At 66.2% G+C, this 26,804-nt stretch carries 18 protein-coding genes; 2 read left to right on the top strand and 16 right to left on the bottom strand.

The features are described 5' to 3' along the window. Positions 1 to 31: 31 nt before the first annotated feature. On the top strand, positions 32 to 1,861 hold the full coding sequence (locus tag AAFG16_RS11850; RefSeq protein ID WP_342739240.1) for an aminopeptidase P family protein: 1,830 nt from the start codon (positions 32 to 34) through the stop codon (positions 1,859 to 1,861). 303 nt (positions 1,862 to 2,164) lie between these two features. After that, on the top strand, positions 2,165 to 3,445 hold the full coding sequence (locus AAFG16_RS11845) for a multidrug effflux MFS transporter (RefSeq protein WP_342739239.1): 1,281 nt from the start codon (positions 2,165 to 2,167) through the stop codon (positions 3,443 to 3,445). Positions 3,446 to 3,647: 202 nt separating this feature from the next. Here AAFG16_RS11845 and ligA read toward each other — a convergent pair whose 3' ends face one another. The 16 genes from ligA to AAFG16_RS11765 form a co-directional block, all read right to left on the bottom strand. Further along, on the bottom strand, positions 3,648 to 5,801 hold the full coding sequence (ligA, locus tag AAFG16_RS11840; RefSeq protein ID WP_342739238.1) for an NAD-dependent DNA ligase LigA: 2,154 nt from the start codon (positions 5,799 to 5,801) through the stop codon (positions 3,648 to 3,650). A gap of 120 nt (positions 5,802 to 5,921) precedes the next feature. After that, the gene (gene recN / locus AAFG16_RS11835) at positions 5,922 to 7,595 is read right to left on the bottom strand and encodes a DNA repair protein RecN (protein ID WP_342739237.1); all 1,674 of its coding nucleotides are present in this window, start codon (positions 7,593 to 7,595) and stop codon (positions 5,922 to 5,924) included. Positions 7,596 to 7,619: 24 nt separating this feature from the next. Further along, positions 7,620 to 8,507, bottom strand: a complete 888-nt coding sequence (locus AAFG16_RS11830) for an outer membrane protein assembly factor BamD (RefSeq protein ID WP_283084705.1) — start codon at positions 8,505 to 8,507, stop codon at positions 7,620 to 7,622. A gap of 245 nt (positions 8,508 to 8,752) precedes the next feature. Further along, positions 8,753 to 9,715 (bottom strand): UDP-3-O-acyl-N-acetylglucosamine deacetylase, encoded by a 963-nt coding sequence (lpxC, locus tag AAFG16_RS11825; protein ID WP_342739236.1) that lies wholly within the window; start codon positions 9,713 to 9,715, stop codon positions 8,753 to 8,755. A 364-nt stretch (positions 9,716 to 10,079) separates the two neighbouring features. Then, positions 10,080 to 11,882, bottom strand: coding sequence for a cell division protein FtsZ (gene ftsZ / locus AAFG16_RS11820; RefSeq protein ID WP_342739235.1), 1,803 nt, complete (start codon positions 11,880 to 11,882; stop codon positions 10,080 to 10,082). A gap of 87 nt (positions 11,883 to 11,969) precedes the next feature. Then, a complete protein-coding gene (ftsA, locus tag AAFG16_RS11815) occupies positions 11,970 to 13,292 on the bottom strand; it encodes a cell division protein FtsA (protein ID WP_283084702.1) in 1,323 nt (440 codons plus the stop codon). Continuing rightward, positions 13,289 to 14,317 carry a cell division protein FtsQ/DivIB gene (locus AAFG16_RS11810; RefSeq protein ID WP_283084701.1) on the bottom strand — a complete coding sequence of 343 codons (1,029 nt, stop codon included), beginning with the start codon at positions 14,315 to 14,317 and terminating at the stop codon, positions 13,289 to 13,291. Before AAFG16_RS11810 ends, ftsA begins: the two co-directional genes overlap by 4 nt. Positions 14,318 to 14,665: 348 nt before the next feature. Continuing rightward, entirely contained in the window at positions 14,666 to 15,652 is a 987-nt protein-coding gene (locus tag AAFG16_RS11805) for a D-alanine--D-alanine ligase (RefSeq protein WP_283084700.1), read from the bottom strand. A 125-nt stretch (positions 15,653 to 15,777) separates the two neighbouring features. Continuing rightward, a complete protein-coding gene (gene murB, locus AAFG16_RS11800; protein ID WP_342739234.1) occupies positions 15,778 to 16,695 on the bottom strand; it encodes a UDP-N-acetylmuramate dehydrogenase in 918 nt (305 codons plus the stop codon). Positions 16,696 to 16,968: 273 nt separating this feature from the next. Then, positions 16,969 to 18,372: a UDP-N-acetylmuramate--L-alanine ligase gene (gene murC, locus AAFG16_RS11795; RefSeq protein WP_342739233.1), complete on the bottom strand. Its 1,404-nt coding sequence runs from the start codon at positions 18,370 to 18,372 to the stop codon at positions 16,969 to 16,971. A gap of 150 nt (positions 18,373 to 18,522) precedes the next feature. Beyond that, positions 18,523 to 19,623 carry an undecaprenyldiphospho-muramoylpentapeptide beta-N-acetylglucosaminyltransferase gene (gene murG, locus AAFG16_RS11790; RefSeq protein ID WP_342739232.1) on the bottom strand — a complete coding sequence of 367 codons (1,101 nt, stop codon included), beginning with the start codon at positions 19,621 to 19,623 and terminating at the stop codon, positions 18,523 to 18,525. Between the two features lie 188 nt (positions 19,624 to 19,811). Further along, the gene (gene ftsW / locus AAFG16_RS11785; protein WP_342739231.1) at positions 19,812 to 20,963 is read right to left on the bottom strand and encodes a putative lipid II flippase FtsW; all 1,152 of its coding nucleotides are present in this window, start codon (positions 20,961 to 20,963) and stop codon (positions 19,812 to 19,814) included. A gap of 166 nt (positions 20,964 to 21,129) precedes the next feature. After that, positions 21,130 to 22,527, bottom strand: a complete 1,398-nt coding sequence (murD, locus tag AAFG16_RS11780) for a UDP-N-acetylmuramoyl-L-alanine--D-glutamate ligase (protein WP_342739230.1) — start codon at positions 22,525 to 22,527, stop codon at positions 21,130 to 21,132. 136 nt (positions 22,528 to 22,663) lie between these two features. Further along, complete coding sequence (gene mraY / locus AAFG16_RS11775) at positions 22,664 to 23,767, bottom strand: phospho-N-acetylmuramoyl-pentapeptide-transferase (RefSeq protein ID WP_342739229.1); 1,104 nt, start codon at positions 23,765 to 23,767, stop codon at positions 22,664 to 22,666. 167 nt (positions 23,768 to 23,934) lie between these two features. Further along, positions 23,935 to 25,314, bottom strand: a complete 1,380-nt coding sequence (gene murF, locus AAFG16_RS11770; protein ID WP_342739228.1) for a UDP-N-acetylmuramoyl-tripeptide--D-alanyl-D-alanine ligase — start codon at positions 25,312 to 25,314, stop codon at positions 23,935 to 23,937. After that, entirely contained in the window at positions 25,311 to 26,780 is a 1,470-nt protein-coding gene (locus AAFG16_RS11765) for a UDP-N-acetylmuramoyl-L-alanyl-D-glutamate--2,6-diaminopimelate ligase (RefSeq protein WP_342739227.1), read from the bottom strand. Before AAFG16_RS11765 ends, murF begins: the two co-directional genes overlap by 4 nt. Positions 26,781 to 26,804: the final 24 nt, after the last annotated feature.

Here is a 26,804-nt window from a genome sequence, read left to right as displayed (position 1 = left end):
CCGATCCCCATGGTCCTAGATTGAGCCCATCATGTTCGAAGCACACTTCCAGACATTCGAGGAGCCCGAGGCCGGCGTCGCATTGACGGCGCGCCTGGCCGCGCTCCGTGAAGAGCTCGCCCGCCGCAAGCTGACCGGCTTCGTCGTTCCGCGGGCCGACCAGCAGCAGAACGAATATGTTCCCCCGTCGGAGGAGCGCCTCGCCTGGCTGACCGGCTTCACCGGCTCGGCGGGATTGGCGGTGGTGCTAACGCACGAAGCCGCCGTGTTCGTCGACGGCCGCTACACCATCCAGGCCGCCAAGCAGGTCGACGCCAAGGCCTGGGCGGTGGAGTCTCTGGTCGATCCGCCGCCGGAAAGCTGGGTGTCGGCGCATCTGAAGGCGGGCGATCGCCTAGGATTTGATCCGTGGCTGCACACTTCTTCGGCAGCCGAGCGTCTCGCGGCTGCCTGCGCCAAGGCCGGCGCCGAGCTGGTCGCCGTCGACAGCAATCCGGTCGATGCGATCTGGCAGGACCGGCCGCAGCCGCCGCTCGCCCCGGTCGCCGTCCACGGCCTGCAATATGCGGGGATCGCCGAGGCCGCGAAGATCGCGCAGATCAGGAGCGAGATCGGAAAGCTCGGCGTCGATGCGCTGGTGCTGTCCGACAGCCATGCCGTGGCCTGGACCTTCAACATCCGCGGCGCCGACGTTGCCCATACGCCGCTGCCGCTGTCCTATGCGCTGGTGCCGAAGGACGGCCGTCCCACCATCTTCATCGACCATCGCAAGCTCTCCAACCTGACGCGCGACCATCTCGAGCAGTCCGCCGACGTGCGCGACCCCGACGCGATGGCGCCGACGCTGATGGCGCTGGCGAAGAGCGGCGCGGCTATCGCGCTCGACAATGCCACCGCAGCCGACGCGCTGAGCCGGCTGATCGCGGGCGCCGGCGGCAAGCCGGTGCGCGGCAGCGATCCGATCGCACTGCTCAAGGCGGTCAAGAACGCGACCGAGATCACCGGCACGAAGACGGCCCATGTCCGCGACGCCGTGGCCCTGGCACGTTTCCTCGCATGGATCGACCGCGAGGCGGGAAGCGGCAAGCTCACCGAGATCGACGCGGTCGAGGCGCTCGAGACGTTCCGACGCGACACCGGCGCGCTCAAGGACGTCTCGTTCCCGACCATCTCCGGCACTGGCCCGAACGGCGCCATCGTGCATTACCGTGTCACCCGCAAGAGCAACCGGCGCATCGCGCCCGGCGATCTCCTGCTGATCGATTCCGGCGCGCAATATGAAGACGGCACCACCGACGTCACGCGCACCATGGCGGTGGGCGAGCCGACGGAAGAGATGCGCGACCGCTTCACCCGCGTGCTGCGCGGCCATATCGCGATCGCGCGCGCAGTGTTTCCCGACGGCACCACCGGCGCGCAGCTCGACACGCTGGCGCGGCAATATCTCTGGTCCGCCGGCGTCGATTTCGAGCACGGCACCGGCCACGGCGTCGGCAGCTATCTCAGTGTGCATGAAGGGCCGGCGCGCATCTCCAAGCTCGGCACCACGCCGCTGAAGCGCGGCATGATCCTCTCCAACGAGCCCGGCTACTACAAGACCGACGGCTTCGGCATCCGCATCGAGAACCTCGAGCTCGTCGTCGCCGCCGAGATCAAGGGCGCCGAGAAGCCAATGAACGCGTTCGAGACGCTGACGCTGGCGCCGATCGACCGGCGGCTGATCGATGTGGCGATGCTGAGCCGTGACGGGCTCGACTGGCTCAACGCCTATCATGCGCGCGTACGGGCCGAGGTGCGGCCGGCGCTGGACGAGGCGACGAAGGCGTGGCTCGACCAGGCGACGGCCGAGCTGAAGGCGTAGCGCGCATGGCACTACGCGACTAGCGCAACGCTCCTCACCCCACCACAGCTGTCATGCCCCGCGAAGGCGGGGCCTCCAGTATTCCAGAGACGTCAAACGTATACGGTGAAGCCGCGGCATACTGGATTCCCCCGCTTTCGCGGGGAATGACACCTCATTTGTGGAACGAGACGTGCGCTCAATGGGTCGCCATCGCGCCGTTATTATAACCGTCCCGGAATCCGTATAGCCGCATGCCGAAACGCCGATATCCGTCTTGCGTGAGCACGTTACAGTCGATTCGAATTCGAAAGACGGACATCTATGCACGGCATGATCAGCAGGCCGCCGGACGCGGCGACGAAGAACATCGCGACCTCGCGCGTGGTGTTGCTGCTGCTGGTCGTCATGACCGGGATCGCGCCGATCTCGCTCTACATCCTGGTTCCGGCACTGCCGGTGCTGGCGACGACGTTCGGGCGCGACATCTCGATCGCGCAGATGACGGTGTCGCTCTACATGGTCGGCATCGCGCTGTCGCAGCTCATCATGGGGCCGCTGTCCGACAAGTTTGGCCGGCGTCCGGTGCTGCTTGGAGGCCTCGCGCTGATGGTCGCAGCGAGCATCGCCTGCATCTTCGCCGAGACCCTGCCGCAACTGATCGCAGCGCGCTTCTTCCAGGCGCTGGGCGGCGCCTCCGGCATGGTGATCAGCCGCGCCATCATCCGCGACATCTACGAGCGCGACCGCGTTGCCTCGATGATCAGCCTCGTGGTCGCGGCGCTGATGATCGGCCAGATGGTGTCGCCGCTCACCGGCGGCCTGATCGAGACCGCGTTCGGCTGGCGCGCCATCTTCTACGCCGTCACGATCGGCGCGATCGCGGTCGCCGTCGGCATCGCGATCGCATTGCCGGAGACGCGCCGCGACCGCGCAGTCGGCAGCGGCGGCTTTCGCAGCGACGTCGGCACCCTGATCAAGAGCCGCGCTTTCATCGGCTATGTGATGTGCCAGGTACTGGCCTCGCAGATCATCTTCACCTTCGCCGGTGGCGGCCCCTATATCGTGGTCACGCAGATGGGCCGGACCAGCGCGGAATACGGCGCCTGGTTCGCGACCACAGGCTTTGCATATCTCGTCGGCAATTTGCTCTGCGTGCGCTTTGCGCCGCGACACTCGCTGGAGAAACTGATCTGGTTCGGTCTCGGCCTGCAGCTGTGCGGCAGCCTGCTGAACCTGCTGTGGAGTTTCACCGGTTGGAACGAGGCACCGGCCTGGCTATTCGGCACGCAAATGATCGTGATGGTCGGCAATGCCTTCGTGATGGCGAACTCCGCCGCCGGTGCCATCAGCATCCGTCCCGAGGCGGCCGGCACCGCATCGGGTGCGATGGGCTTCCTCCAGCAGGGCATCGGCGCGCTGATGTCGCAGTTCGGCGCCTATCTCGGCGGCCATTCCGCAACGACGCTGCCGCTGACCGCGGCAGTGCTGGCGATCTCGCTGCTCTGTGCCTGCATGATGATCTTCGTCGTCCCCCGCCGCGAATTGGTGGTGAGCGAGCAATTGATCGAGCAGGCCGAGGAGGAAGAGAGCGGGATGATGTAGCTGTCGCTGTGGGCGACGGCCGTCACGACACCGTCGGTGTCATCCCCCGCCACCGGGTCTCGCCTTCGGCGAGCCCGATGACAGGCTCCGGCGGGGGATCCAGTACGCGGCGGCGTCTCGGTTCGATCACAGCTGTCTCGGCGTACTGGATCGCTCGGTCAAGCCGGGCGATGACGGCGGAGTGAGACGCGCGCTCGCCCCATCACTCCCCGATCAGCTTCAGCCACTCGTCCTCGGTCAGCACCTTGACGCCGTGCTTGTTGGCGTCCGCGAGCTTCGAGCCGGCGCCGGGGCCGGCGACGACGAGATCGGTCTTCTTCGACACCGAGCCCGAGACCTTTGCGCCCAGACGCTCCGCGGTCGCCTTGGCCTCGTCGCGCGTCATCTTCTCCAGCGAGCCGGTGAACACCACCGTCTTGCCGGCCACCGCCGAGTTGCTCTTCGGCTTCTCGGCGTCGACGATCTCGACCTCTTTGGTCAGCCGCTCGACGATGCCGCGGTTGTGGCTCTCGCCGAAATAATCGGCGATGCTCTTGATCACGGTGTCGCCGATCTGGTCGAGCGCGTCCATGTCCGCCATCGCCTCCTCGTCGCCCTTCGCGACCTTGAGGCAGGCATCGTGGAAGGTATCCCAGGAGCCGTAGCCGCGCGCCAGCGCCAGCGCGGTGGTCTCACCGACATGGCGCATGCCGAGCGCATAGACGAAACGCTCCAGCGCGATTTTGCGCCGGCTCTCGATCGCGCCGAACAGATTGCGCACCGAGGTCGCACCGTAGCCTTCGATCTCCTCGAGCTTCAGCTTCGAATTGCGCTTCTCCAGCGTGAAGATGTCGGCGGGCTCTTTCACCCATCCTTCATCGAAGAAATACCGGAGCTGCTTTTCGCCGAGACCGTCGATGTCGAAAGCGCGGCGCGAGACGAACAGCTTGAGATGCTCGATCTTCTGATAGGGGCAGGCGAACTCGCCGGTGCAGCGCGCGCGCGAGCCTTCTTCGCCCGCCGCCGTCTCCTCGCGCGTGACGTCGGTGTGCAACGGACACGGGCACTTCTTGGGGAAGTGGAATTCCCTGGCGGTCTTGGGCCGCTTGTCGAGAACGACGTCGACCACCTGCGGAATGACGTCGCCGGCGCGCTGGATCACGACGGTGTCGCCGATCCGGATGTCGCGGCCCTCGCGCAGCACCTCGCCCTTGTTGCCGATGCCCTTGATGTAGTCCTCGTTGTGCAGCGTAACGTTCTGCACGATCACGCCGCCGACGCCGACCGGCTCGAGCTTGCCGACCGGGGTGAACGAGCCGGTGCGGCCGACCTGGATCTCGATGTCGCGCAGCACCGTCATGGCGCGCTCCGCCGGGAATTTGTGCGCGATGCCCCAGCGCGGCGTGCGCGAGACGAAGCCGAGGCGCTCCTGCCAGTCGATGCGATCGACCTTGTAGACAACGCCATCGATGTCGTAGTCGAGCCGCGCGCGCTGCTCCTCGATCGAATGATGGAAGGCGAGCAGCTCCTCGACCGAGTGACACAGCCTGGTCAACGGATTGGTCTTGAAGCCGCAACGTTCGAACCAGCCGATCATGCCGCTCTGCGTGCCCTCCGGCATCGCGCTCATCTCGCCCCAGGCATAGGCGAAGAAGCCGAGAGGACGCGAGGCGGTGATGGTCGGGTCCTTCTGCCGCAGCGAGCCCGCGGCCGAATTGCGCGGATTGGCGAAGATGGTATCGCCGGCGGCCTTCTGCCGCTCGTTGAGCGCGAGGAAGGCCTTCTTGGTCATGTAGACCTCGCCGCGCACCTCGCAGATGTCAGGGATGTTGCGGCCCTTCAGCTTCTGCGGCACGTCTTCGAGGGTGCGGATGTTGGCGGTGACGTCCTCGCCTTCCGCGCCGTCGCCGCGCGTCGCCGCGGTGACGAGCTCGCCGCCCTCATAGCGCAGCGACATCGAGAGGCCGTCGATCTTCGGCTCGGCCGAGAAATCGACCTTGCCGTCGTCGAGCTTCAGGAAGCGCACGATGCGGCCGACGAAGTCGCGCACGTCCTCTTCGGCAAAGGCATTGTCGAGCGACAGCATGGGAAGGGAGTGCCGCACCTTCCTGAAACGCCCGGACGGCGCGGCGCCGACCTTCTGCGAGGGCGAGTCCGCGCTGACGAATTCCGGAAAGCGCTTCTCGATCGCGTTGAAGCGCTGGCGCAGCGCGTCGTATTCGGCGTCGGTGACGCTAGGCGCGTCCTCTTGATAATAGCGGCGGTCGTGCTCTTCGAGCTCGAGCGCGAGCCGCATGTGCTCGACCTTGGCCTGCGCCTTGGTGAGCTCGGTGACGTCGCGAAGCGGCCTTGCCTTGGATTTTGCTGCTCTTGCCATGGTGTCTGGATACGACGGAGCGGGCGGGAGGGTAAAGGCGGGGTGGGCGCTTTGTTCCCCGGATACTATGCAGCGACGTTAATGGCCCCGGCTCGCGCTGCGCGCGTCCGGACACGAGAATCAAGCCGTCGCCGCCTTGAGCAACCTCTCCGCGGCCGCCCTCGCCTCCGCCGTGATCTCAGCGCCGGCGAGCATGCGGGCGATCTCCTCGCGGCGGTGGTCGGCGGCGAGCGCATTGACGCGGGTGGCGACGCGCTTGCCCTTGTCGAGGGCGTCCTTGGAGATCAGCAGATGCTGGTCGGCGCGGGCGGCGACCTGGGGAGCGTGGGTCACGGCCATCACCTGCACCTTGCCGGCAAGGCGCGCGAGCCGCGCGCCGATGGCGTCCGCGACCGCACCGCCGACGCCGGTGTCGATTTCGTCGAACACGAGCGTGGGCGCCGAGCCGCGGTCGGACAGCACGACCTTGAGCGCCAAGAGGAAGCGCGACAGCTCGCCGCCGGAGGCGACCTTCATCAGCGGTCCCGGCCTCGTGCCCGGATTGGTCTGCACCCAGAACTCGACACGGTCGAAACCTTGCGGGCCCGGAGCTGCCTCGTCGGTCTCGACCTGGGTCATGAACTTGGCGCGCTCGAGCTTGAGCGGGGCGAGCTCGGCGTTGACGGCCTTGTTGAGCTTCTCCGCCGATTTCTGCCGCGCCAGCGACAGTTTTTTGGCGGCAGCCGCATAGCGCGAATCGGCCTCGATCGCGGCCTGCTCCAGCTTCTTGAGCTGCGAGGCGCCGGCATCGATCAGCACGACATCGGCGGCGTATTTGGCGGCCAGCGCGGCGAGGCCATCGACCGGCGTCGAATATTTGCGCGAGGCCGCGCGAAGTGCGAACAGCCGCTCCTCGATACGTTCGAGCTCGGCCGGATCGAAATCGGTTGCGGCAAGCGCAGCCTGGAGATGCTGATCGGCCTCCTCCAGCGCGTTGATCGCGATGTCGATCGCCCTTACGGCCGGCTCGACCAGGGCCGGCGAATTGACGCCGCGGCGCTCCAGCCGGCGCACGGCGGCCGACAGCGCCGCGACCGGCGAATGATTGCCGCCGACCGCCTCCTGCGCCTCGCGCAGATCGGAGGCGATCTTCTCGCCCTGCATCATGGTGGTGCGGCGCGAGGCCAGCGCGGTCTCCTCGCCGTCCTTGGGTGCGAGCTGCTTCAATTCGTCGGAGGCATGGCGCAGATAATCGGCCTCGCGCGCAGCGCGCTCCATCCCGGTGCGGTGCTCTTCCAGCGCGGTGTTGGCGGTGCGGCGGGCATCCCAGAGCGCTTCGACGGCGGAGACGTCCTTCTCGAGGCCCGCGAAGGCATCGAGCAGGCGGCGGTGGGTGGCGGCATCGACCAGCGCGCGCTCGTCGTGCTGGCCGTGGATCTCGACCAGGGCGGCGCCGACCGCCTTCAGCGTCTGCACGCTGATCGACTGGTCGTTGATGAAGGCGCGGGTGCGGCCGTCGGCGAGTTGAACCCGGCGGAGAATCATCTCGCCGGTGTCCTCCAGGCCGTTCTCGGCGAGGATGTTCGCCGCCGGGTGATTCTTGGGGACATCGAACACGGCGGTGACCTGCCCCTGCTCCGCGCCGTGACGCACGAGGCCGGCGTCGCCGCGGCCGCCGAGCGCCAGCGCAAAGGCATCGAGCAGGATGGATTTGCCCGCACCGGTCTCGCCGGTCAAAACCGCAAGGCCGGTGGCGAATTCGATATCGAGCCGTTCGATCAGGACGATGTCACGGATCGACAGACGCGCCAGCATGGAACCAGATTTCCTAGCCGAGACCTACAGACCCATCTTCTTGAAGGTCCGGCTGATCCAGGACCCCTGATTCTCGCTCGGTTCGAGACCGCCCGATTTTACAAGATTATAGGCGTCCTTGTACCAGCGGCTGTCAGGAAAATTGTGGCCGAGCACGGCGGCCGCGGTCTGCGCCTCGCCGACGATGCCGATCGCCATATAGGCCTCGGTGAGCCGGAACAGCGCTTCCTCGACGTGGCGCGTGGTCTGGTACTGCGTCACGACGGCCTTGTAGCGGTTGATCGCCGCAGTGTAGTCGCGCTTCTGCGCGTAATAGCGGCCGACATTCATTTCCTTGCCGGCGAGCTGGTCGCGCGCACCCTCGATCTTGGCCTTGGCCGAGGTCGCATATTCCGAGTTCGGATATTTGCGCACCACCTCTTCGAGCGCGGCGATCGCCTTCTCGGTACGGCCCTGGTCGCGGCTGACGTCCGGAATCTGGTCGTAATGGGAGGCGGCGATCAGGTACTGCGCATAGGCCGCGTCCGGGCTGCCGGGATGCAGCGTGACGTAGCGGGTGGCGGCGCCGATGCAGCCGTCATAGTCGCCGCCCTGGTAGGAAGCGTAGGCCGACATCAGCAGCGATTTGCGGGCCCAGTCGGAATAAGGATGCTGGCGGTCGACCTCCTCGAACTTCTTGGTCGCCGCCTTCATGTCCTTCTTCTCGTTCATGAGGTACAGGCCCTCATTGTAGATCTTGTCGGCGGGCTCCTCGGTGAAAGTGTCGTCCTTGGCGGTGAACTTGTCCCAGAGCGCGCCGGTGCCGCAGCCGGCCAGGGGCAGCGCGAGCAGGATGAAGGTGGCGGCGTGAAGCAGCCCGCGGGCGCCAGACGAGAGGGAGAGATATCCGCGCGTCATACGCTGTGCCGACATGAATTTAAGACCTGACGCCCTGTGATGCGGTGCCCGCCAGCCCATGAACTCGGTCATGGGCGCGACATGTGACCGTGGTGCCTGCCATGCGACCACGCAGGAGTAACCGAAAAACGATCGCTAACTCACCCGATAGGCAGGCATTCCGCCCGGATTAAGGCGAAATTGCCGCAATGCTAGCGGATCATGGTTACCAGGAGTTTCCCGGGAAAAAGACCGCCGCGGATCCGCGGCAGCGGGTCTGTTCAGGACACGTCCGGCCCGTAGGCCGCAGCGACCCGGCCGCCGACGATGCCGCGGCCGACTTCGCCCATTGGACGCGTGGTGCGACGGACCGCCTCGCCCTCGACGACGCGCCAGGCCGTGCGGTCGGCGAGCAGCGCCGTCAGGACGGCATGGTTGAGCTTGTGGCCACCGCGAACCGAGCGATAGGCGCCGAGCAGTGGCAGGCCGGCCAGCGCAAGGTCGCCGATCACGTCTAGCACCTTGTGGCGGGCGCATTCGTCGGCGTAGCGCAGGCCCTCGGTGTTGAGCAGCCGCTCGTCGTCGAACACGACGGTGTTGTCGAAGGAGGCGCCGAGCGCGTAACCCGCGCTCCAGAGACGGGCGACATCGCACATCAAGCCGAAGGTCCGGGCGCGGCCGACTTCGCGGCGGAAGCGTTCCGGGCTGAGCTCGAAGGCGTAGCTCTGCTGGCCGATGACGGCATTGGTGAAGTCAATCTCGACCTCGGCGCGGAACCCGTTGGCATAGGGCCGGATCTCGCCGAAGGTGTCGCCGATCTTGACCGAGATCGGCTTCAAAACCTGGATGAAGCGGCGCTGCGCCGACTGGGTGACGATGCCGGCCTGGTCGATCGCCGCAATGAAGGCCGCGGCACTGCCGTCCATGATCGGCACTTCCGGCCCGTCGATCTCGATGGTGGCATTGTCGACGCCCATGCCCCGCAGTGCAGCAAGCACATGCTCCGCGGTGGAGACCAAAGGACCGCTGCGATCGCCGAGGACGGTGGCGAAATCGGTGGCGATCACCTGGTCGGCAGTCGCCTGAACTTCACGATCACTTCCCTCAAGGCCGGTGCGGACAAAAATAAAACCCGCGTCGACGGGCGCAGGCCCAAGCGTGAGGGTGACGGGAAGACCGGAGTGAACGCCGAGGCCTGCCACGGTGGCTTGCGCGCGAAGCGTTGTTTGCCGGCTAAATTTCATCAGGAATCCGCCCCACTACGACCCATTGCGACTTATACTAGACACGCTTGGCCGGCCACTGCCGACGATTGCGAATCTCCGTATCCCCAAGTCACGGCAAACCATAGTTGCTGCCTCAAACAGCGCCAACTCACGCTTTTTTACCGATTGTTACCCCAAACCTGCCGTATTCGCGCCAAGGCTTAACCAAATTAGCCTTAGGTTTTGGGCCGTTATCGGCAGTTTTACTGAACCACCGAATACGTAATTAATGATTTAAAATCAGTTGTTTGGCTGAGCAATCCGGGCATTCATTGGACAAAAGGAAAGGTCCCGGCAAGCTTGTTGCCGGGACCTTTTTTCGTCGGCCTTATTGTAACAATCCTCAGGTCGCCTGACGCCGCAGGAAGGCTGGGATATCAAGATGGTCGTCACCCTGTGGCGCCGGCGCAACAGGCGCCGGGCGGCCATGCATGTCCAGACCCTGGGGCGCGGGACGGCGGGCATACTCTGATACCGGCTCGCTCGCCGCGATCTGCTGTGCCACGGTCTTCTGAGGACGGCGATCGGGCAGCGGCGGCATCGCGGGACCGGCGGTGCGGGCCGCGACCGGCGGCTCGCTTTCCTCGTCGCGGCGGCCGAGGCCGACATTGGCGAGGCGCTGGAGCAGCGACAGGCGGCTCTTCTGCGGGGTCTCTTCCTCGACCTCGCCGCGGGCCTGGCGAAGCTCGGCCTGGGCCGGCATCGGCAGTTCCTCGAGGCGCGGCATCCGCGGCGCACGGACCGGCGGGCGCTCGGCCTGCGGCGGGATGAAGTTTTCCGGCGTCATCGGCTCCTGCATTGCGATCGGGGCCTGCTCAGGCTCCGGGAACAGGGTCGGCTTCTGCGCGATCGGGCGCACGGTGACGTCGCCATAGGTCTGCGGCGCCGGCGCATGCGGCACGTCGGAGACGGCAGCGGCGATGGCGGCGAGCGCGGCGCGCTCGACGTTCGCACGCGGCGCCGCCGGAGCGGCGGCGATCGGAGCCGACGCAGCGGTCGGGATCTGCGATTCCAGCTTCTGGGCCCGTTCGGCCAGGCGCTGGTTGTCGGCACGGAGCCGCGCGGTCAGGTCGGCGAGACGGCTCTCGGCAACGGCGGCCGGAGCGGCAGGGGCCTGCTGCACCTGCGGCGCGGCGTTCGCGACGGGAGCGGAGGTCGCCTGGCTGTTGCGGGCGATCGCCGCCTGCTCGATGCCGGTGGCGACGACCGAGACGCGGATCAGGCCGTCGAGCGCTTCGTCGAAGGTCGCGCCGACGATGATGTTGGCGTCCTGGTCGACTTCCTCGCGGATGCGGGTTGCGGCTTCGTCCACCTCGAACAGCGTGAGATCCTTGCCGCCGGTGATGGAGATCAGGAGGCCCTTGGCGCCCTTCATCGATGAGTCGTCGATCAGCGGGTTGGCGATCGCAGCTTCCGCGGCGGTCAGCGCGCGCTTGTCGCCGGAGGCCTCGCCGGTGCCCATCATCGCCTTGCCCATTTCCCTCATCACCGCTCTCACGTCGGCGAAGTCGAGATTGATCAGGCCTTCCTTGACCATCAGGTCGGTGATGCAGGCAACGCCCGAATAGAGCACCTGGTCGGCCATCGCGAAGGCGTCGGCGAAGGTGGTCTTCTCGTTGGCGACCCGGAACAGGTTCTGGTTCGGGATGATCAGGAGCGTGTCGACGACCTTGTGCAGTTCGTTGATGCCGGCTTCGGCGGTGCGCATGCGGCGGCCGCCCTCGAAGTGGAACGGCTTGGTCACGACGCCGACGGTGAGGATGCCCATGTCGCGCGCGGTCTTGGCGATGACGGGAGCAGCACCCGTGCCGGTGCCGCCGCCCATGCCGGCGGTGACGAACACCATGTTGGCGCCCGAGAGATGGTCGCGCAGCTCGTCGATCACCTCTTCCGCGGCGGCAGCGCCGACGTTCGGCTGCGAGCCTGCGCCGAGCCCTTGCGTGACCGCGGTGCCCATCTGCACGATGCGCTGCGCCTTCGACATCGTCAGCGCCTGCGCGTCGGTGTTGGCGACCACGAAGTCGACGCCTTGCAGGCCCGCCGTGATCATGTTGTTGACGGCGTTGCCACCGGCGCCACCGACGCCGAACACGGTGATCCGGGGCTTCAGTTCGTGAATATCAGGAACATTGATGCTGATGGTCATGGTTGCCTCTCGATCACGCGCGCGTGGGTTCGCCCCGGCCGGTGGCCGCGGGAGTTGGTGAAAATCGGGAATTGCGGAAATGAGTCATCAAAAGCCCTCGCGTAGCCATCGTCCGACCTTTCCGAAATAACCGCCGGTCCCTGTCTTGACCTGCTGCCGCGTATGCCGCGGTTCGACATGTTCGAGGTGAACATATTGCGGGTAGACGAGAAGTCCGGCCGGCACCGCGAACGCGGCGTTCTTCGCCTCGTTGGGCAGCCGGCCGAAACCGAGCGGACGACCGACCCGCACGGGCCGGCCGAGAATCTGGGTGCCGAGTTCGACAAGACCGGTGAGCTGCGAGGCGCCGCCCGAGAGCACGACGCGGCCGTTGGGCTCTGAGGCGAAGGGCGAATCCTTCAGCTTGTCCCGAACCATTTCGAAGACTTCCTCGGCACGGTGCTTGACGATGTTGGCGATGGTGGCGCGAGAGACGATCTGCGGCAGATCCTGCTCGTCACCGGCTGTCGGTACAGACATCAGCTCACGCGAGTCCGATCCGCCGGTGATGACGGTGCCGTATAACGTCTTGATTCGCTCGGCATCGGCAATGGTCGCGGAGAGTCCACGCGCGAGATCCATCGTGATGTGTTGCCCGCCAACCGCAAAACCGGCCGCATGCACGAAACGTCCGCCGGAATAGACCGCGATCGTGGTGGTGCCCGCACCCATCTCGACCACGGCGGCGCCGAGATCGGCTTCGTCGTCGGTCAGCACGGAAAGACCGGCCACATAGGGGCTCGCCGCCATGGCTTCGACGTTGATGTGGCAGCGCTCCACCGCCAGCATCAGGTTGCGCGCCACGGTGGCGTCGCAGGTGACGACATTCATGTCGACGCCGAACTGGTGCGCGACCATGCCGCGGGGATCGCGGATGCCCTTGACGCCGTCGAGCGTGTAGCCGACCGGCAGCGCGTGCAACACGGTGCGGCCTTCGCCGGTGGCGTGGCGCATGCCCGTAGAGGTCACGCGGCTGACATCGGCCGGCGTCACTGCGCCGCCACGGATGTCGGCGGCGGCTTCGACCAGCTGGCCTGAAAGCCGGCCGCCGGAGACCGACAGCAGCACGGAATCGACCCGCACCTTGGCCATTTTCTCGGCGAGGCCGACGGCCTGGCGCACCGCCTGCTCGCATTCGCCGAGATCGATCACCGCGCCGGCCTTCATGCCGCGCGACTGGATCTGGCTGTATCCGACCAGCTCCACCGCATGGGTGCGGCCGCGCAAGGCGTCGCTCGGGGGCGACGGCTTCAGCCGCGCGATCATGCAGGCGATCTTGCTGGTGCCGATGTCGAGGCAGGCGACGAGGCCGCCGCGCTTGTGCGGCATCGGGCGCGTCTTCGGGGTCTGGTTGCGATCAAGACCGGTCATGCGGCGTCCCCGGCCTTTTTCTTCTTCTTGTCCTTGAACTGCTCCTCGCGCGCCTTGGCGGCGTCGTCGGACAGCTGCACCACCAGGCGATCGGGCAGGCGCAGGTCGACGGCGACGATGTCGCGGGAGAACAGCCTGTCCTCCTTGTCGAGCCGGGACAGCATCGCCAGCGCATTGCCGACGTCCTGCTCGGGCAGGCGGATGTCGAGGCCGTCCTTGAGCCTCAAATTCCAGCGTCGCTCGCCGACATAGATCGCGGCCTTGGTCACCGAATTGATCTGCGGATAGCGCGCCAGCAGCGCCAGGAAATCGCGCGCCTGGGTGTCGGCGCCCTTGCCGACCACGAGCGGCAGCGCCAGGAAGCGGCGCGAGACATAGGGTTCGAGCACGGCGCCGTCGTCGGCGATCACGGAAAGCCGGCCGGCCTCCTGCCACAGCGCGAACGCCTGGCGCTCGGTGATGTCGATCATCAGCCGGCCCGGATAGAGCTTCAGCACGGTCGCATCCGCGATCCAGGGATTGGCCTTGAGCTTGTCGCGCACCGCGTCGGCGTCGAGGAACAGCAGCGAGGAGCGACCGCTGACGCCGCCGATCGCGAGGATCTCGTCCTGGGTGAGCTGCTTGCGGCCGTTGATCGCGACCGAGGTGATGCGGAAGCCGGCGGAATTGGCCAGCGCGTTGCGGGCATCGCTGACCGCGGTGATGAAATCCTGGAGATGGCCGCCCTTGACGATGCCGAAGCCGCAGCTTCCGAGCAGCAGCACCACGGTCATGGTGAGCCCGACCCGGCGCGGCAGATAGCGCTCGACCAGCGCGACCACGCGCGGCGGCGGCTCGCGCTCGACGACCGGCTTCAACTTCGCCTTGGCCTTGGCCTTGTCCTGGGCGGCAGCGCGCGCCTCGGCCCGCTTGTCCTGCACCCACTCGCGCAGAAGCACGACCGCTCCGACAGCGGCCGCCTTCAGGTCAGCTTGGGGCCTCAGCGATCTGAAAAGCGACCGGGTGAGGCTTCCTGCACCATCCATTGCACGAGCTCGTCAACAGTTAGCCCGCAACATCGCGCGGGTCCTGGCGAACATGACGTCTCGGACTTGCCGGGCCGGGTGCTGGTCTTCAGCAGAAGAAACCTCTCCCGTTCAAAGCGTTCGCTGGAGGTGACATCACCAGGACAGCTCACGCGCCGGCAGCCAAAACGCCATATGCGCCGCCAGCGTTAACCTTCGGCTGTCCTGGTAAACAAAAGGTAAACTTCGTTAACGCGGAATGCTTTTTGCCCCGTGATGTGAGGCATTTATGCCGCGATGTCCGGCATTTTACCGGATTTGGACCCCAAACCGGGCCATTTCGGCCGTTTGGCCGTTAACCAGTCCTAATTATTTTCGCACACCCCGCCCGGCGAGCTCGACCAGGCCGCGCAGGAAGTCGACGAACGCGATGCCTTCGGCTTTCAGCGCCTTGGGGTAGAGCGAGGACTTGGTCAGCCCGGGCAGCGTGTTGGTTTCGAGATAGACGAGGCCCTTCTCCGAGACGATGAAGTCCGAGCGGGAGTAGCCGGTGCAGGACATCGCCCGGTGCGCCAGCATCGCCTGCTCCTTCAGCGCGGCGGTGATCTCGGGTGCAAACCGGCCCGGGCAGATCTCCTGGGTCGACTTCAAAAGATATTTTGCCGCGTAATCGAAATTGCCCTCACCCGGGATGATCTCGATCGGCGGCAGCGAGATGATCGAGCCGTCGGGGCGCTCGAGCACGCCGCAGGTCGCCTCGACGCCGGCGATGTAGGGCTCGATCACATACTCTTCGTGCTTGGCGGCATTGCGGACGGCGACGAGGTCCTGCTTGGCGTTGACGAAGATCAGGCCGTAGCTCGAACCGTCGCGCGCCGGCTTGGCGATCAGCCGGCCATATTCGGCGAAGGCCTCTTCGATGGCCTCGAGCGCAATGTTGGCCGGCGGCGTCACGCCGCCGAGCGCGGCGAAATGCTTGGCTGCAATCTTGTCGAAGGCGAGATGCGAGGATGCCGAGCCCGAGCCGGTGAAGGGCACGCCGCGCGCCTCGCACATCACCTGCAATTCGCCGTTCTCCGCGCGCCCGCCATGCAGGCCGAGCACCAGCACGCGGCCTTCCGCCTTGGCCTGGTCGAGCGCCTGCGCCAGCGGAATGCCCCGCGTGCCGGGCGTGAACTCGTCCTCGAACGGGCGGGCATGCTCGAGCAGCTGCTTGGACTGCACCACATGCACCTTGTCCTCGATGTCCCACCACCAGAGATCGGCCTCGGGCAGCGCCTGGTGCAGCGCCTGGGCCGAGGCGACCGAAACCAGACGCTCGCGGTTGGAGCCGCCGAAGAGGATGGTGATGCGCATGTTCTCAGTTACCTATCTGCTCCGTCATTCCGGGATGCGCCGCAAGGCGCAGGCCCGGAATCCATAACCACGATCGTGAGTATGGATTCCGGGCTCTCGCTTCGCGAGCCCCGGAATGACGATGATCATGAAACCCCGATCCGCTTGATTTCCCAGTGTAGCTCAATTCCGGAATTCGCCTTCACGCGTTCGCGCACGGTCTCGCCCAGCGTCTCGATGTCGTGCGCGGTGGCATCGCCGGTGTTGATCAGGAAATTGCAGTGCATCTCCGAGACCTGCGCGCCGCCGACGCGCAAGCCGCGGCAGCCGGCGGCGTCCACCAACTTCCAGGCGGAATGGCCGGGCGGATTCTTGAAGGTCGAGCCGCCGGTCTTCTCGCGGATCGGCTGCGCGGCCTCACGGTGGTTTTGCACCTCGGCCATGCGGGCGCGGATCGCCTCGGCATCCTTGATCTCGCCCTGGAAGCGCGCGGATGTGAAGATGATGGAGGGATCGACGCCGCTGTTGCGATAGACGAACTTCATGTCCGCGTTGGAGAAGACGTGCTTGGTGCCGTCGCGCCCGACACCCCTTGCCTCGATCAGCACGTCCTTGGTCTCGCCGCCATTGGCACCCGCATTCATCCGCAGCGCGCCGCCGATGGTACCGGGAATGCCGAAGTAGAATTCGAGCCCGCCGATATTGGCGCTTGCCGCAACTTCCGCCACGCGCTTGTCGAGCGCCGCAGCGCCCGCGGTGACGATATCGCCGTCGGCGGTCGCCTCGCCAAAGGCACGCGGCGCGAGACGGATCACCACGCCGGCAATGCCGCCGTCACGCACGATCAGGTTCGAGCCGACGCCGACGACATAGACGGGGATGTCAGATGCGAGACGCGCGAGGAAATATGCGAGATCGTCCTCATCCGCCGGCGTGAACAGCACCTGCGCCGGACCGCCGACGCGAAACCAAGTGAGCTCGGCCAGCGACTGGTTGGCGAGCAGCCGGCCGCGCAGCTCCGGCATCGCGGCTTTGAGTGAGGGGGTGATGTCGGGGAAGCTCATGGCGTGCTGACCGACGTGCGAGCTGCGTTGAGACTGCCTCGCGCAACATTATCCGTCAGCGCCCGCAACTTACCCCTCTCCCCAACCCTCCCCCGCAAGGGGGGAGGGAGCCCGATCAGCGTGCTCACCTCACCAAGCGTCACAGCTCCGCTCTGATCGTTTGCGCGAGTCAGGGAGGCACCGGCGGATGGGTTCCCTCCCCCCTTGCGGGGGAGGGTTAGGGAGAGGGGTGGCCACGCGGGCGGTGATCGACGATGCCTCGACATCCGCACCCTACCCCAGCGCCTTCAACTGGTCCGGCAATGCATACGCCCATTGGGTGATGTTGCCGGCGCCCAGGCACACGACGAGATCGCCCGACTTCGCCAATCCCTTGACGATACCCGCGAGCTCCGACGCTGCCGGCAGGGGCACCACCTCGCGGTGCCCATGCGCGCGCAGACCGGAGACGAAATGATCGCGATCGACGCCCTCGATCGGCGCCTCGCCCGCGGCATAGACGTCGGCAACGACCACCGCATCCGCATCGTTGAAGCAGGTGCAAAATTCCTCGAACAGCGATTGCAGGCGGGTGTAGCGATGCGGCTGCACCACGGCGACGATCTTGCCGTTGGTGGATTCCCGCGCCGCCTTCAGCACGGCTGCGATCTCGACCGGGTGATGACCGTAATCGTCGATCACGGTGACGCCGTTCCATTCACCTGTTTTGGTGAAGCGGCGCTTGACGCCGCCGAAGCCGGCGATTGCCTTCCGGATCGCGTCATCGGAGACACCGAGCTCGCGCGCGACCGCAATCGCAGCCGTGGCGTTGGAGGCATTGTGACGGCCTGGCATCGGCAGCATGAGATCTGCGATCTCATGCACCGCGCCGGTCTTGCGATCTCGAAACGCAACCTTGAATTTGGAGCCGCCGCCCATTGGCGTCAGGTCGAGCAGCCGTGCATCGGCCTGCGGGTTTTCGCCATAGGTGATGATGCGGCGATCCTCGATCTTGCCGACGAGAGTCTGGACGACGGGATGATCGATGCACATCACGGCAAAGCCGTAGAATGGCACGTTCTCGACGAAGTTTCGGAACGCGTCCTGCACGGCGTCGAACGTCTTGAAGTGGTCGAGATGTTCGGGGTCGACATTGGTGACGATTGCCACATCGGTCGGCAGCTTCAAAAACGTGCCGTCGCTCTCGTCGGCTTCCACCACCATCCAGTCGCCGGCGCCGAGACGCGCGTTGGAGCCGTAGGCGTTGATGATGCCGCCGTTGATCACGGTCGGATCGAGCCCGCCGGCATCGAGCAGGGTCGCGACCATCGTGGTCGTGGTGGTCTTGCCGTGGGTGCCGGCGATCGCGACGCAGCTCTTCAGACGCATCAACTCGGCTAGCATCTCGGCACGGCGCACCACGGGAATGCGCCGCTCGCGCGCCGCCATCAGTTCCGGATTGTCGCGCTTGATCGCGGTGGAGACGACGACGACCTCGGCGCCATCGACATTCTCGGCCTTGTGGCCGACCGAGACCTTCGCGCCCTTCTTGCGCAGGCGATCGAGATTGTAATTGTCGGAGGCGTCCGAACCCTGCACGGTATAACCGAGATTGACCAGCACCTCGGCGATGCCGCTCATGCCGATCCCGCCGATCCCGACGAAGTGGATGGGTCCGATCTCGCGCGGCAGTCTCATATGGTTTCCTTGGGGTCATCGTCCGCGAAGGCGGACGATCCAGTATTCCGCAACGCCAGAGATTCAAATCAGCTGCGTCGTATACTGGATGCCCCGCTTTCGCGGGGCATGACAAGGGGCTTTTTTGGCCATTCCGGGGCGGAACAGGCGTCAGATTCCAGCGACTTTGACCACCAGATCGGCCAGCCGCTCGGCGGCATCGAGCCGGCCCGCCCCTTTCGCCGCGGCCGCCATGACGGCAAGGCGCGCGGGCTCGGCGGCGAAGGCGGAGATCTCGGAGGCGAGACGGTCCGAGGTGAACTCGGTCTGGGGGATGCGGATCGCGCCGTCGACCTTGGCCAGCACGCCGGCATTGGCGAACTGGTCCTGGTCGATCGAGCCCGGCAGCGGCACCAGGATCGAGGGCCGGCCGATCGCGGCGAGCTCGGCCACGGTGCCGGCGCCGGAGCGCGACACCACCAGATGGTTGGATGCAAGCCGCGCCGGCAGATCGGTGAAGAACGGTGCGAGCTCCGCCTTGATCTTCAACTTGTCGTAGACCGCGCGCACGCGGGTCATGTCCTCGTCGCGCACCTGCTGGGTCAGGATCAGCCGGCTCCACGATGACGACTCCAGCCGTTCGATCGCTCTGGGCACAATGTCGGCCATGATGCGCGCGCCCTGGCTACCGCCGACGACGAGCAGCCGCAGCGGGCCGTTTGGTTCAGGCGCGACATACGGCACGGCGGCTGCGACGAGGATCGCCGGCCGCATCGGCGTGCCGACCGTCGTGGTCTTGCCCGCCAGGGCCGGATCGCGATCGAGCACGCCGGGCAAGGACGTTGCGATGGCGCGGACACGACTCGACAGGAACCGGTTGGCGCGGCCGAGCACGGCGTTGGCGTCGTGGATGATGCCGGGCACGCCCGCGAGCTTCGCAGCGACCAGCGGCGGCAGCGTCGGATAGCCGCCGAAGCCGACGACGGCGACCGGCTTCAGCCGCTTGATCAGGCGATACGCGGACAGCGTCCCGGTGGCGAGGGTGAGGCCGGCATAAGCAAGCTGCAACGGATTGCGGCCGCGCGCGGTCTCGCTGGCCACGACGTCGATCATGTCCTTGCTGAACAGCCCGCTATAGCGCAGCGCGCGCTCGTCGGTGACGAGACGGACGCGAAAGCCGCGCCGGATCAACTCGACGCCGAGCGCCTCGGCCGGAAACAGATGGCCGCCGGTGCCGCCCGCGGCGAGAAGAATCAGGGGGGAGGTGTCCATGGCAAATAGTCTTACAAGGACTTTTTCGTCATTGCGAGCCAGCTACACGGTGCACGTGCCCCGGGCGCAGCGCAGCGCGCCGCATCTTGCGGCGTGGTGGGCTGCTGAACCGGGGCCCATGGCTGCCACATTTCTGGGTCCCGGCTCTGCGCTCCGCTTCGCTGCGCTGGTCCGGGACACGATACCTGTTAGGCGTAGCTGCGCATCGCCTCGGCGCGGCCGCTGGCCTCGACCTCGGTGCGCGGGCGCAGCCGCGTCAGCGCGAGCATCATGCCGACGCCGTAGGCGAGCGACACGATCGAGGAACCGCCGTAGGAGATGAACGGCAGCGTCATGCCTTTGGCGGGGATGAGCTGGAGGTTCACCGACATGTTGATCGCCGCCTGCACGCCGAACAGGATCGCAAGGCCTGACGCGGCAAAGCGCGAGAACATGTCCTCATTGGCATAGGCGCGCGACAGCGTGCGGATGACGACGAAGGCGAACAGCGCCAGCATCGCAAGGCACAGGATGATGCCGAACTCTTCGGCGGCGACCGCGAACACGAAGTCGGTGTGGCTGTCCGGCAGGCTGCGCTTGGCAATGCCCTCGCCCGGTCCAAGGCCGAACCAGCCGCCGTTGTAGAAGGCCTCCATGGCAGTATCGACCTGGAAGGTGTCGCCGGAGGCCGGGTTCATGAAGCGCTTGATGCGTCCTGCCACGTGCGGAACAAATAGATAGGCGCTGAACAGGCCGGCGGCGGCGGCGCCCGCAAGGCCGAACACCCAGATCATGCGCATGCCCGCGATGAAGAACAGCGAGCCCCACACCATCAGGATCAGCATGGTCTGGCCGAAGTCGGGCTCCATCACCAGGAGCGACACCAGCATCAGCAGTAGCACCAGCGCCATCGAGGTCGCCGGCATCTCCGGCCGCTTGGTCGATTCCGCGAACAGCCAGGCGGCGATGACGACGAAGGACGGCTTTGCGATCTCGGAGGCCTGGATGTTGACGCCGAGCAGCGTGATCCAGCGCCGCGAGCCCTTCACCTCGGGACCGATCGCGAGCGTCACCACGATCAGGATGATGCTGACGCTGAAGATGATCAGCGCCGAGCGGCGTATCGACCGCGGCGACAGGAAGGACACCCCGAGCAGCACCAGGCAGGACGGGAGGAGGAACATCACGTGGCGGCTGAAGAAATGGAAGGGATCGAGCCCGATGCGGGTCGCAACCGGCGGGCTCGCCGCCAGCGACAGGATCACCCCGGTGAGCATCAACGCCAGGATGGCGCCCATCAGCGGCTTGTCGACGGTCCACCACCACTCGGAAAAGGGGGTGCGTTCTTCACGGGAGAGCATGGGCGGCCGCTTTCGGACAGAGGTCCGTCCATTGGTCGCCGAGGTTGGTTACCGCAGGGTTAAGGAAATGCGGAAGATTGGAATTGTAGGATGGGTAGAGCGAAGCGAAACCCATCAATTTCGCTGGAGCGATGGGTTTCGCTTCGCTCTACCCATCCTACGCGCCTCACACCACCGGCTTCACACCCGGCAGTGCCTGTACCAGCTCGCGGAACTTGGTGCCGCGGATCTCGAAGTTGCGGTACTGGTCGAAGGAGGCGCAGGCGGGTGAGAGCAGCACGACGGCATCCGTGAGGCCGGATGCTTCGGCATCGCGCGCGGCGTGCTCGACGGCGACATCGAGGGTCTGGCTGATCTCATGCGGGACGGAGCCGAGCGTTCCCGAAAACTCCTGCGCGGCCTCGCCGATCAGATAGGCTTTGCGGATGCGCGGGAAATATCCGGTCAGGCTCGTGATGCCGCCCGCCTTCGCCTTGCCGCCGGCGATCCAGAAGATGTCCGAAAAGGATGACAGCGCATGCGCTGTCGCATCCGCGTTGGTGCCCTTGGAGTCGTTGACGAACAGCACGTTGCCGCGGCGGCCGACCTGCTCCATGCGGTGCGCAAGGCCGGGAAAGCTGCGCAGCCCGTTCTGCAGGACATCGAGGCTGATGCCCATCGCGAGCGCGGCAGCGGCCGCGCAGGCCGCGTTCTGCGCATTATGCTGGCCGCGCAGCGAGCCGATGCCGCCGAGCTTTGCGACCTCGCTGCGCGCGCCGCCCGAGGTGCGCACGATGGTGCCATGCTCGACATGGATGCCGCTCGCCAGCGGATTCCTGACGGAGATGCGCACGACGTTCTTGCCGGCGCGGTCGAGCCGGTCGGCAATGTCGCGGCAATAGCCGTCATCGACGCCGACGATCGAGGTGCCATCCGCCTGCACACCGGCAACGAGACGCTCCTTCACCGCAGCGTAATGTTCGATGGTGCCATGACGGTCGATGTGGTCCTCGCTGACATTGAGCAGAATGCCGACGGAGGGATCGAGCGAGGGCGTGAGGTCGATCTGGTAAGACGACATCTCGATGACGTGGACGCGGCCCATGCGCGGCGGCTCCAGCGACAGGATCGCGGTGCCGATATTGCCGCCCATCTGGGTGTCGTAGCCGGCGACCTTGGTCAGATGCGCGATCAGCGCGGTCGTGGTCGACTTGCCGTTGGTGCCGGTGATGGCGACGAACGGGGCGTTCGGCGCATGGCGGCGGCGCTCGCGGCAGAACAGCTCGATGTCGCCGATCACCTCGACACCGGCCTCGCGCGCCTTCAGCACGCTCCAGTGCGGCACCGGATGGGTCAGCGGCACGCCCGGCGCGAGCACCAGCGCGGCGAAATTCGCCCAGGACACGTTGCGCAAGTCCGCGGTGATGAAACCGGCCTGCGCCGCCTTGGCGACATTCTCGGCATTGTCGTCGGCGGCGATCACCTCGGCGCCGCCCGCCTTCAAGGCGTGGCAGGAGGCGAGCCCCGAGCCGCCGAGGCCGAACACTGCGACCGTCTTGCCGGCGAAGGACGTGACGGGGATCATGACTAAGCCTCTGTCATTCCGGGGCGACGCGACAGCGTCGAACCCCATTGCGCAATTGCGCAATGTGGAATCTCGAGATTCCGGGTTCTCGCTTCGCGAGCCCCGGAATGACAGCAAGATTGAGTCACCGCGACCATCAACGCAGCTTCAGGGTCGACAGACCGGCGAGCGCCAGCATCACCGAGATGATCCAGAACCGGATCACGATCTGCGGCTCAGTCCAGCCGAGCTGCTCGAAATGGTGATGGATCGGCGCCATCCGGAAGATGCGTTTCCCGGTGAGCTTGAACGACACCACCTGCACGATGACGGAGACCGCCTCCAGCACGAACAGCCCGCCGATCACCGCGAGCACGATCTCGTGCTTCACCGCGACCGCGATGGCGCCCAGCATGCCGCCGAGCGCGAGCGAGCCGGTGTCGCCCATGAAGATCGAAGCTGGTGGGGCATTGAACCAGAGGAAGCCGAGCCCGGCGCCGAGCAGCGCGCCGCAGAGCACCGCGAGCTCGCCGGTGCCCGCGACATATTTGATCTGGAGATAGTCGGCGAACACGGCGTTGCCGGCGAGATAGGCGATCATCGCAAAGCTCGCGGTCGCGATCATCACGGGAACGATGGCGAGGCCGTCGAGACCGTCGGTGAGGTTCACCGCATTGCCGGCGCCGACGATGACGAAGGCGCCGAAGATGACGAAGAACCAGCCGAAATGCAGCACGGTGTCCTTCAGGAACGGAATCGTCAGCGCAGTCGACGCGGGATCGCGGTTCAGCCGCACCAGGGCGTAGCAGGCGACCAGCGCGATCGCCGCCTCGATCAGCAGGCGCAGCTTGCCGCCGAACCCTGTCGTGGTCTGCTTGGTCACCTTGAGGTAGTCGTCATAGAAGCCGACGAAGCCGAAGCCGAGCGTCACGGCCAGCACGATCCAGACATAGGGGTTGAGCGGATTGGCCCACAGCACGGTGCCGACCGTGAGGCCGGACAGGATCATCAGCCCGCCCATGGTGGGCGTGCCCTTCTTGCTGAGATGCGATTGCGGGCCGTCGGTGCGGATCGGCTGGCCCTTGCCCTGGCGGATGCGCAAATGGTCGATGATCCAGGGCCCGAACAGGAACACGAACAGCGCGCCCGTGACGATGGCGCCGCCGGTTCGGAAGGTGATGTAACGGAAGACGTTCAGGACGGTGCGCACCGCACCGAAGCTCGGAAATGTGTTGGAGAGCTCGATCAGCCAGTAAAACATTCAGACGGTCCTATGGGGCCTTTCGCACGCGGTCTTGACCTTGTTCTCGGCCCTTCACCTGGGCCTCACGCGCATTCGCTGGTCTTCGTCATGGGGTCGGGCGACCCTCTGGGCAAACGATCCGCGCCGCAAAAGGTGGGATTCGGGAACAGCGCCTTCCAAGCAGTTTACGCCTTTGCCTGCAAGGCGGCCACTAGGCCCGGCACAAACTTGTTGACCCAGAACATCTTCTTGCTGCCCTTGACAACCACGACATCGCCTGCCTTCAGCAGGCTTGCGACCGCGCCCGGTTGCAGCGTGGCGGGATCGTCGTGCCAGCCGAGGTCTTTTCCTACCGGCAGCAGCTCGTAGAGGTGGTGCATCAAGGGGCCGACGCAATAGACGCCGTCGATGCCTTCGAGATGCTCGGCCAGGCCGGTGTGATAGCGAGCTGCGTCATCGCCCAGTTCGAGCATGTCGCCGAGCACCGCAATGCGCCGGCCGCCGCTCATGCTGCGCGCCTGCAGGCTTTGCAGCGCAGCAGCGACGCTGGCCGGATTGCCGTTGAAGCTGTCGTCGATCACCGTGACGCCGCCGACCATTTGCTCGACCCCGCGACCGGTCATGATGCCGACCCGGTCGAGCTTGATCGCGAGCGTCGCCGCATCGAGATTCGCGGCGCGGATCGCAGCGAGCGCGGCGAGCGCATTGTGCACGCGGTGCGGCGCGCCCGGCGTAAGGCTGAAGGCGATCTCCTTCTTGCCGATCATGGCGACGATCTGCCAGCTCTCGCCATGCGGCGCGTGCGCGACCTCGTGCACCTCGGCATGCTCGCCGAAGCGCACCACCTTGCCCTTCCATTCGGACGCCTTGAGCCCGGCGGGCAGCACCAGCACGCCGTCCTCGGGCAGGCCAAGCGCGATCGACACCTTCTCGCGGCGGATGGCTTCGAGCGAGCCGAGCTTCTCCAGATGCACCGGCTGGACGTTGACGACGAGCGCAACCGTCGGCCGCGTGAGCTCGCTGAGCCGCGCGATCTCGCCGGTCTGGTTCATGCCCATCTCGACGACCCAGAGGCTGGCATCGGGCCGCGCGTTGCACAGCGTCAGCGGCACGCCCCAGAAATTGTTGAAGCTCGCCGGGCTCGCATAGGCATTGGGATAGGCCGCCAGGAATTCCTTGGTGCTGGTCTTGCCGGCGCTGCCGGTGAGCCCGATCACCGGCCCATTGAAGCGCGCGCGTGCGGCGCGCGCGAGGCCCCAGAGGCCGTCGATCAGCGTGTCCTTCACGACGATCTGGGGAATGCGGATGCCGGCGATCTCGTGCGGCACGATCATCGCCACCGCGCCCGAAGCTTCCGCCTTGTCGGCAAACTCCCAGCCGTCGCGCGCGCTGGCGAAGGCCGAGACGAAGCCGCCGCTCGGCGTGCCGCTCAGCGCGACGAACAGGCTGCCCGGCTTCACCACGCGGCTGTCCTGGGTGACGAAGTCGATCGGCGTGTCCGGGAACGATCCGGCGGCGCCCAGCGCGCGCGCCACTTCGGCCACCGTCCAGATTGGCCCGCTCATGCTGTCCTCGACGTCAATGCGGCGGCGACCGCCTCGTGATCACTGAAGGGCAGCACCTCGCCGCCGACGATCTGTCCGGTCTCGTGGCCCTTGCCGGCAATCAGCAGCGCATCGCCGTCCTGCAGCTCCTCGATGGCGGCGCGGATCGCAGCGGCGCGGTCTCCGATCTCGCGGGCGCCCTTGGCCGCGGCGAGGATTTCGGCGCGAATGGCTTCCGGCTTCTCGCTGCGCGGATTGTCGTCGGTGATGATGATTCTGTCGGCGTTCTCCGCCGCGATTTCGCCCATGATCGGCCGCTTGCCGGCATCGCGATCGCCGCCGGCGCCGAACACCACGATCAACTTGCGTTTCGCATAGGGCCGCAGCGCCTGCAGCGCCTTCGCCAGCGCATCGGGCTTGTGCGCATAGTCGACGAAGATCGGCGCGCCGTTGCGCTCACCGACGCGCTCGAGCCGGCCCTTGGCGCCTTCGAGATGTTCGAGGCTCGCGAACACGTTTGCTGCATCGCTGCCGGTGCCGATGGCGAGGCCGGCCGACACCAGCGCATTCTCGATCTGGAATTCGCCGACCAGCGGCAGCCGGACCGCGTAGCGCCTGCCGCGATGTTCGATCGCGAGCACTTGCGAAAATCCTTCGACCTTCGCATCCACGAGACGAATGCCCTCACCACCATCACCGTTGCGACCGACCGCCAACACGCGCAGACCGCGCGACGTCGCAGCATCGATCACTTCCGCCGAACAGTCATGATCCGCGGAAATCACCGCCGCTCCGCCGGGTGGAACCAGTTCGCGGAACAGGCGGAGTTTTGCGGCGAGGTAATGCGCGACGGTCGGATGGTAATCCATGTGGTCGCGCGAGAGATTGGTGAAGCCGCCGGCGGCGATGCGCACGCCGTCGAGGCGGTATTGGTCAAGACCGTGCGAGGAGGCTTCGAAGGCGAGATGCGTGACGCCCTCGCGCGCGATCTCATCGAGCTGCCGATGCAGCGCGATCGGATCGGGCGTCGTCAGCGAGCCGTAGACGGTGCGCTTGGGCGAGACGAGGCCGATGGTGCCGATGCTGGCGGAGGCATGTCCCAGCCGTTCCCATATCTGGCGCGTGAATGCTGCGACCGAGGTCTTGCCGCTGGTGCCGGTCACCGCCGCAATCGTCGCGGGCTGCGCGGGGAAGAATCGTGCCGCGGCCAGCGCCAGTGCGCGGCGCGGATTGGCCACCGCCACGAACGGCACCTTGCCGGCCGCCGGTGCATGATCGCCCACGACCGCCACCGCGCCCGCCGCAATCGCGGCGTCGATGAAGCGCGCGCCATCGGTCTTGCTGCCGGCGAGTGCGAAGAAGAGATCGCCCGGCCCGACCACGCGGCTGTCGAGCGCAACGCCGGTCACATCCAGCGCCGCGACGGCGGGCTCGATCGCGGCGTCATTGCCAAGAACGTCCTGACCTAAGAGTTCACGCAGCTTCATGGTCGTCCAGTCGACATGCCGCGC

This window comes from Bradyrhizobium sp. B117 (assembly GCF_038969555.1).
Lineage (GTDB): Bacteria > Pseudomonadota > Alphaproteobacteria > Rhizobiales > Xanthobacteraceae > Bradyrhizobium.
This window is presented reverse-complemented; position numbering and strand designations above follow the sequence as displayed.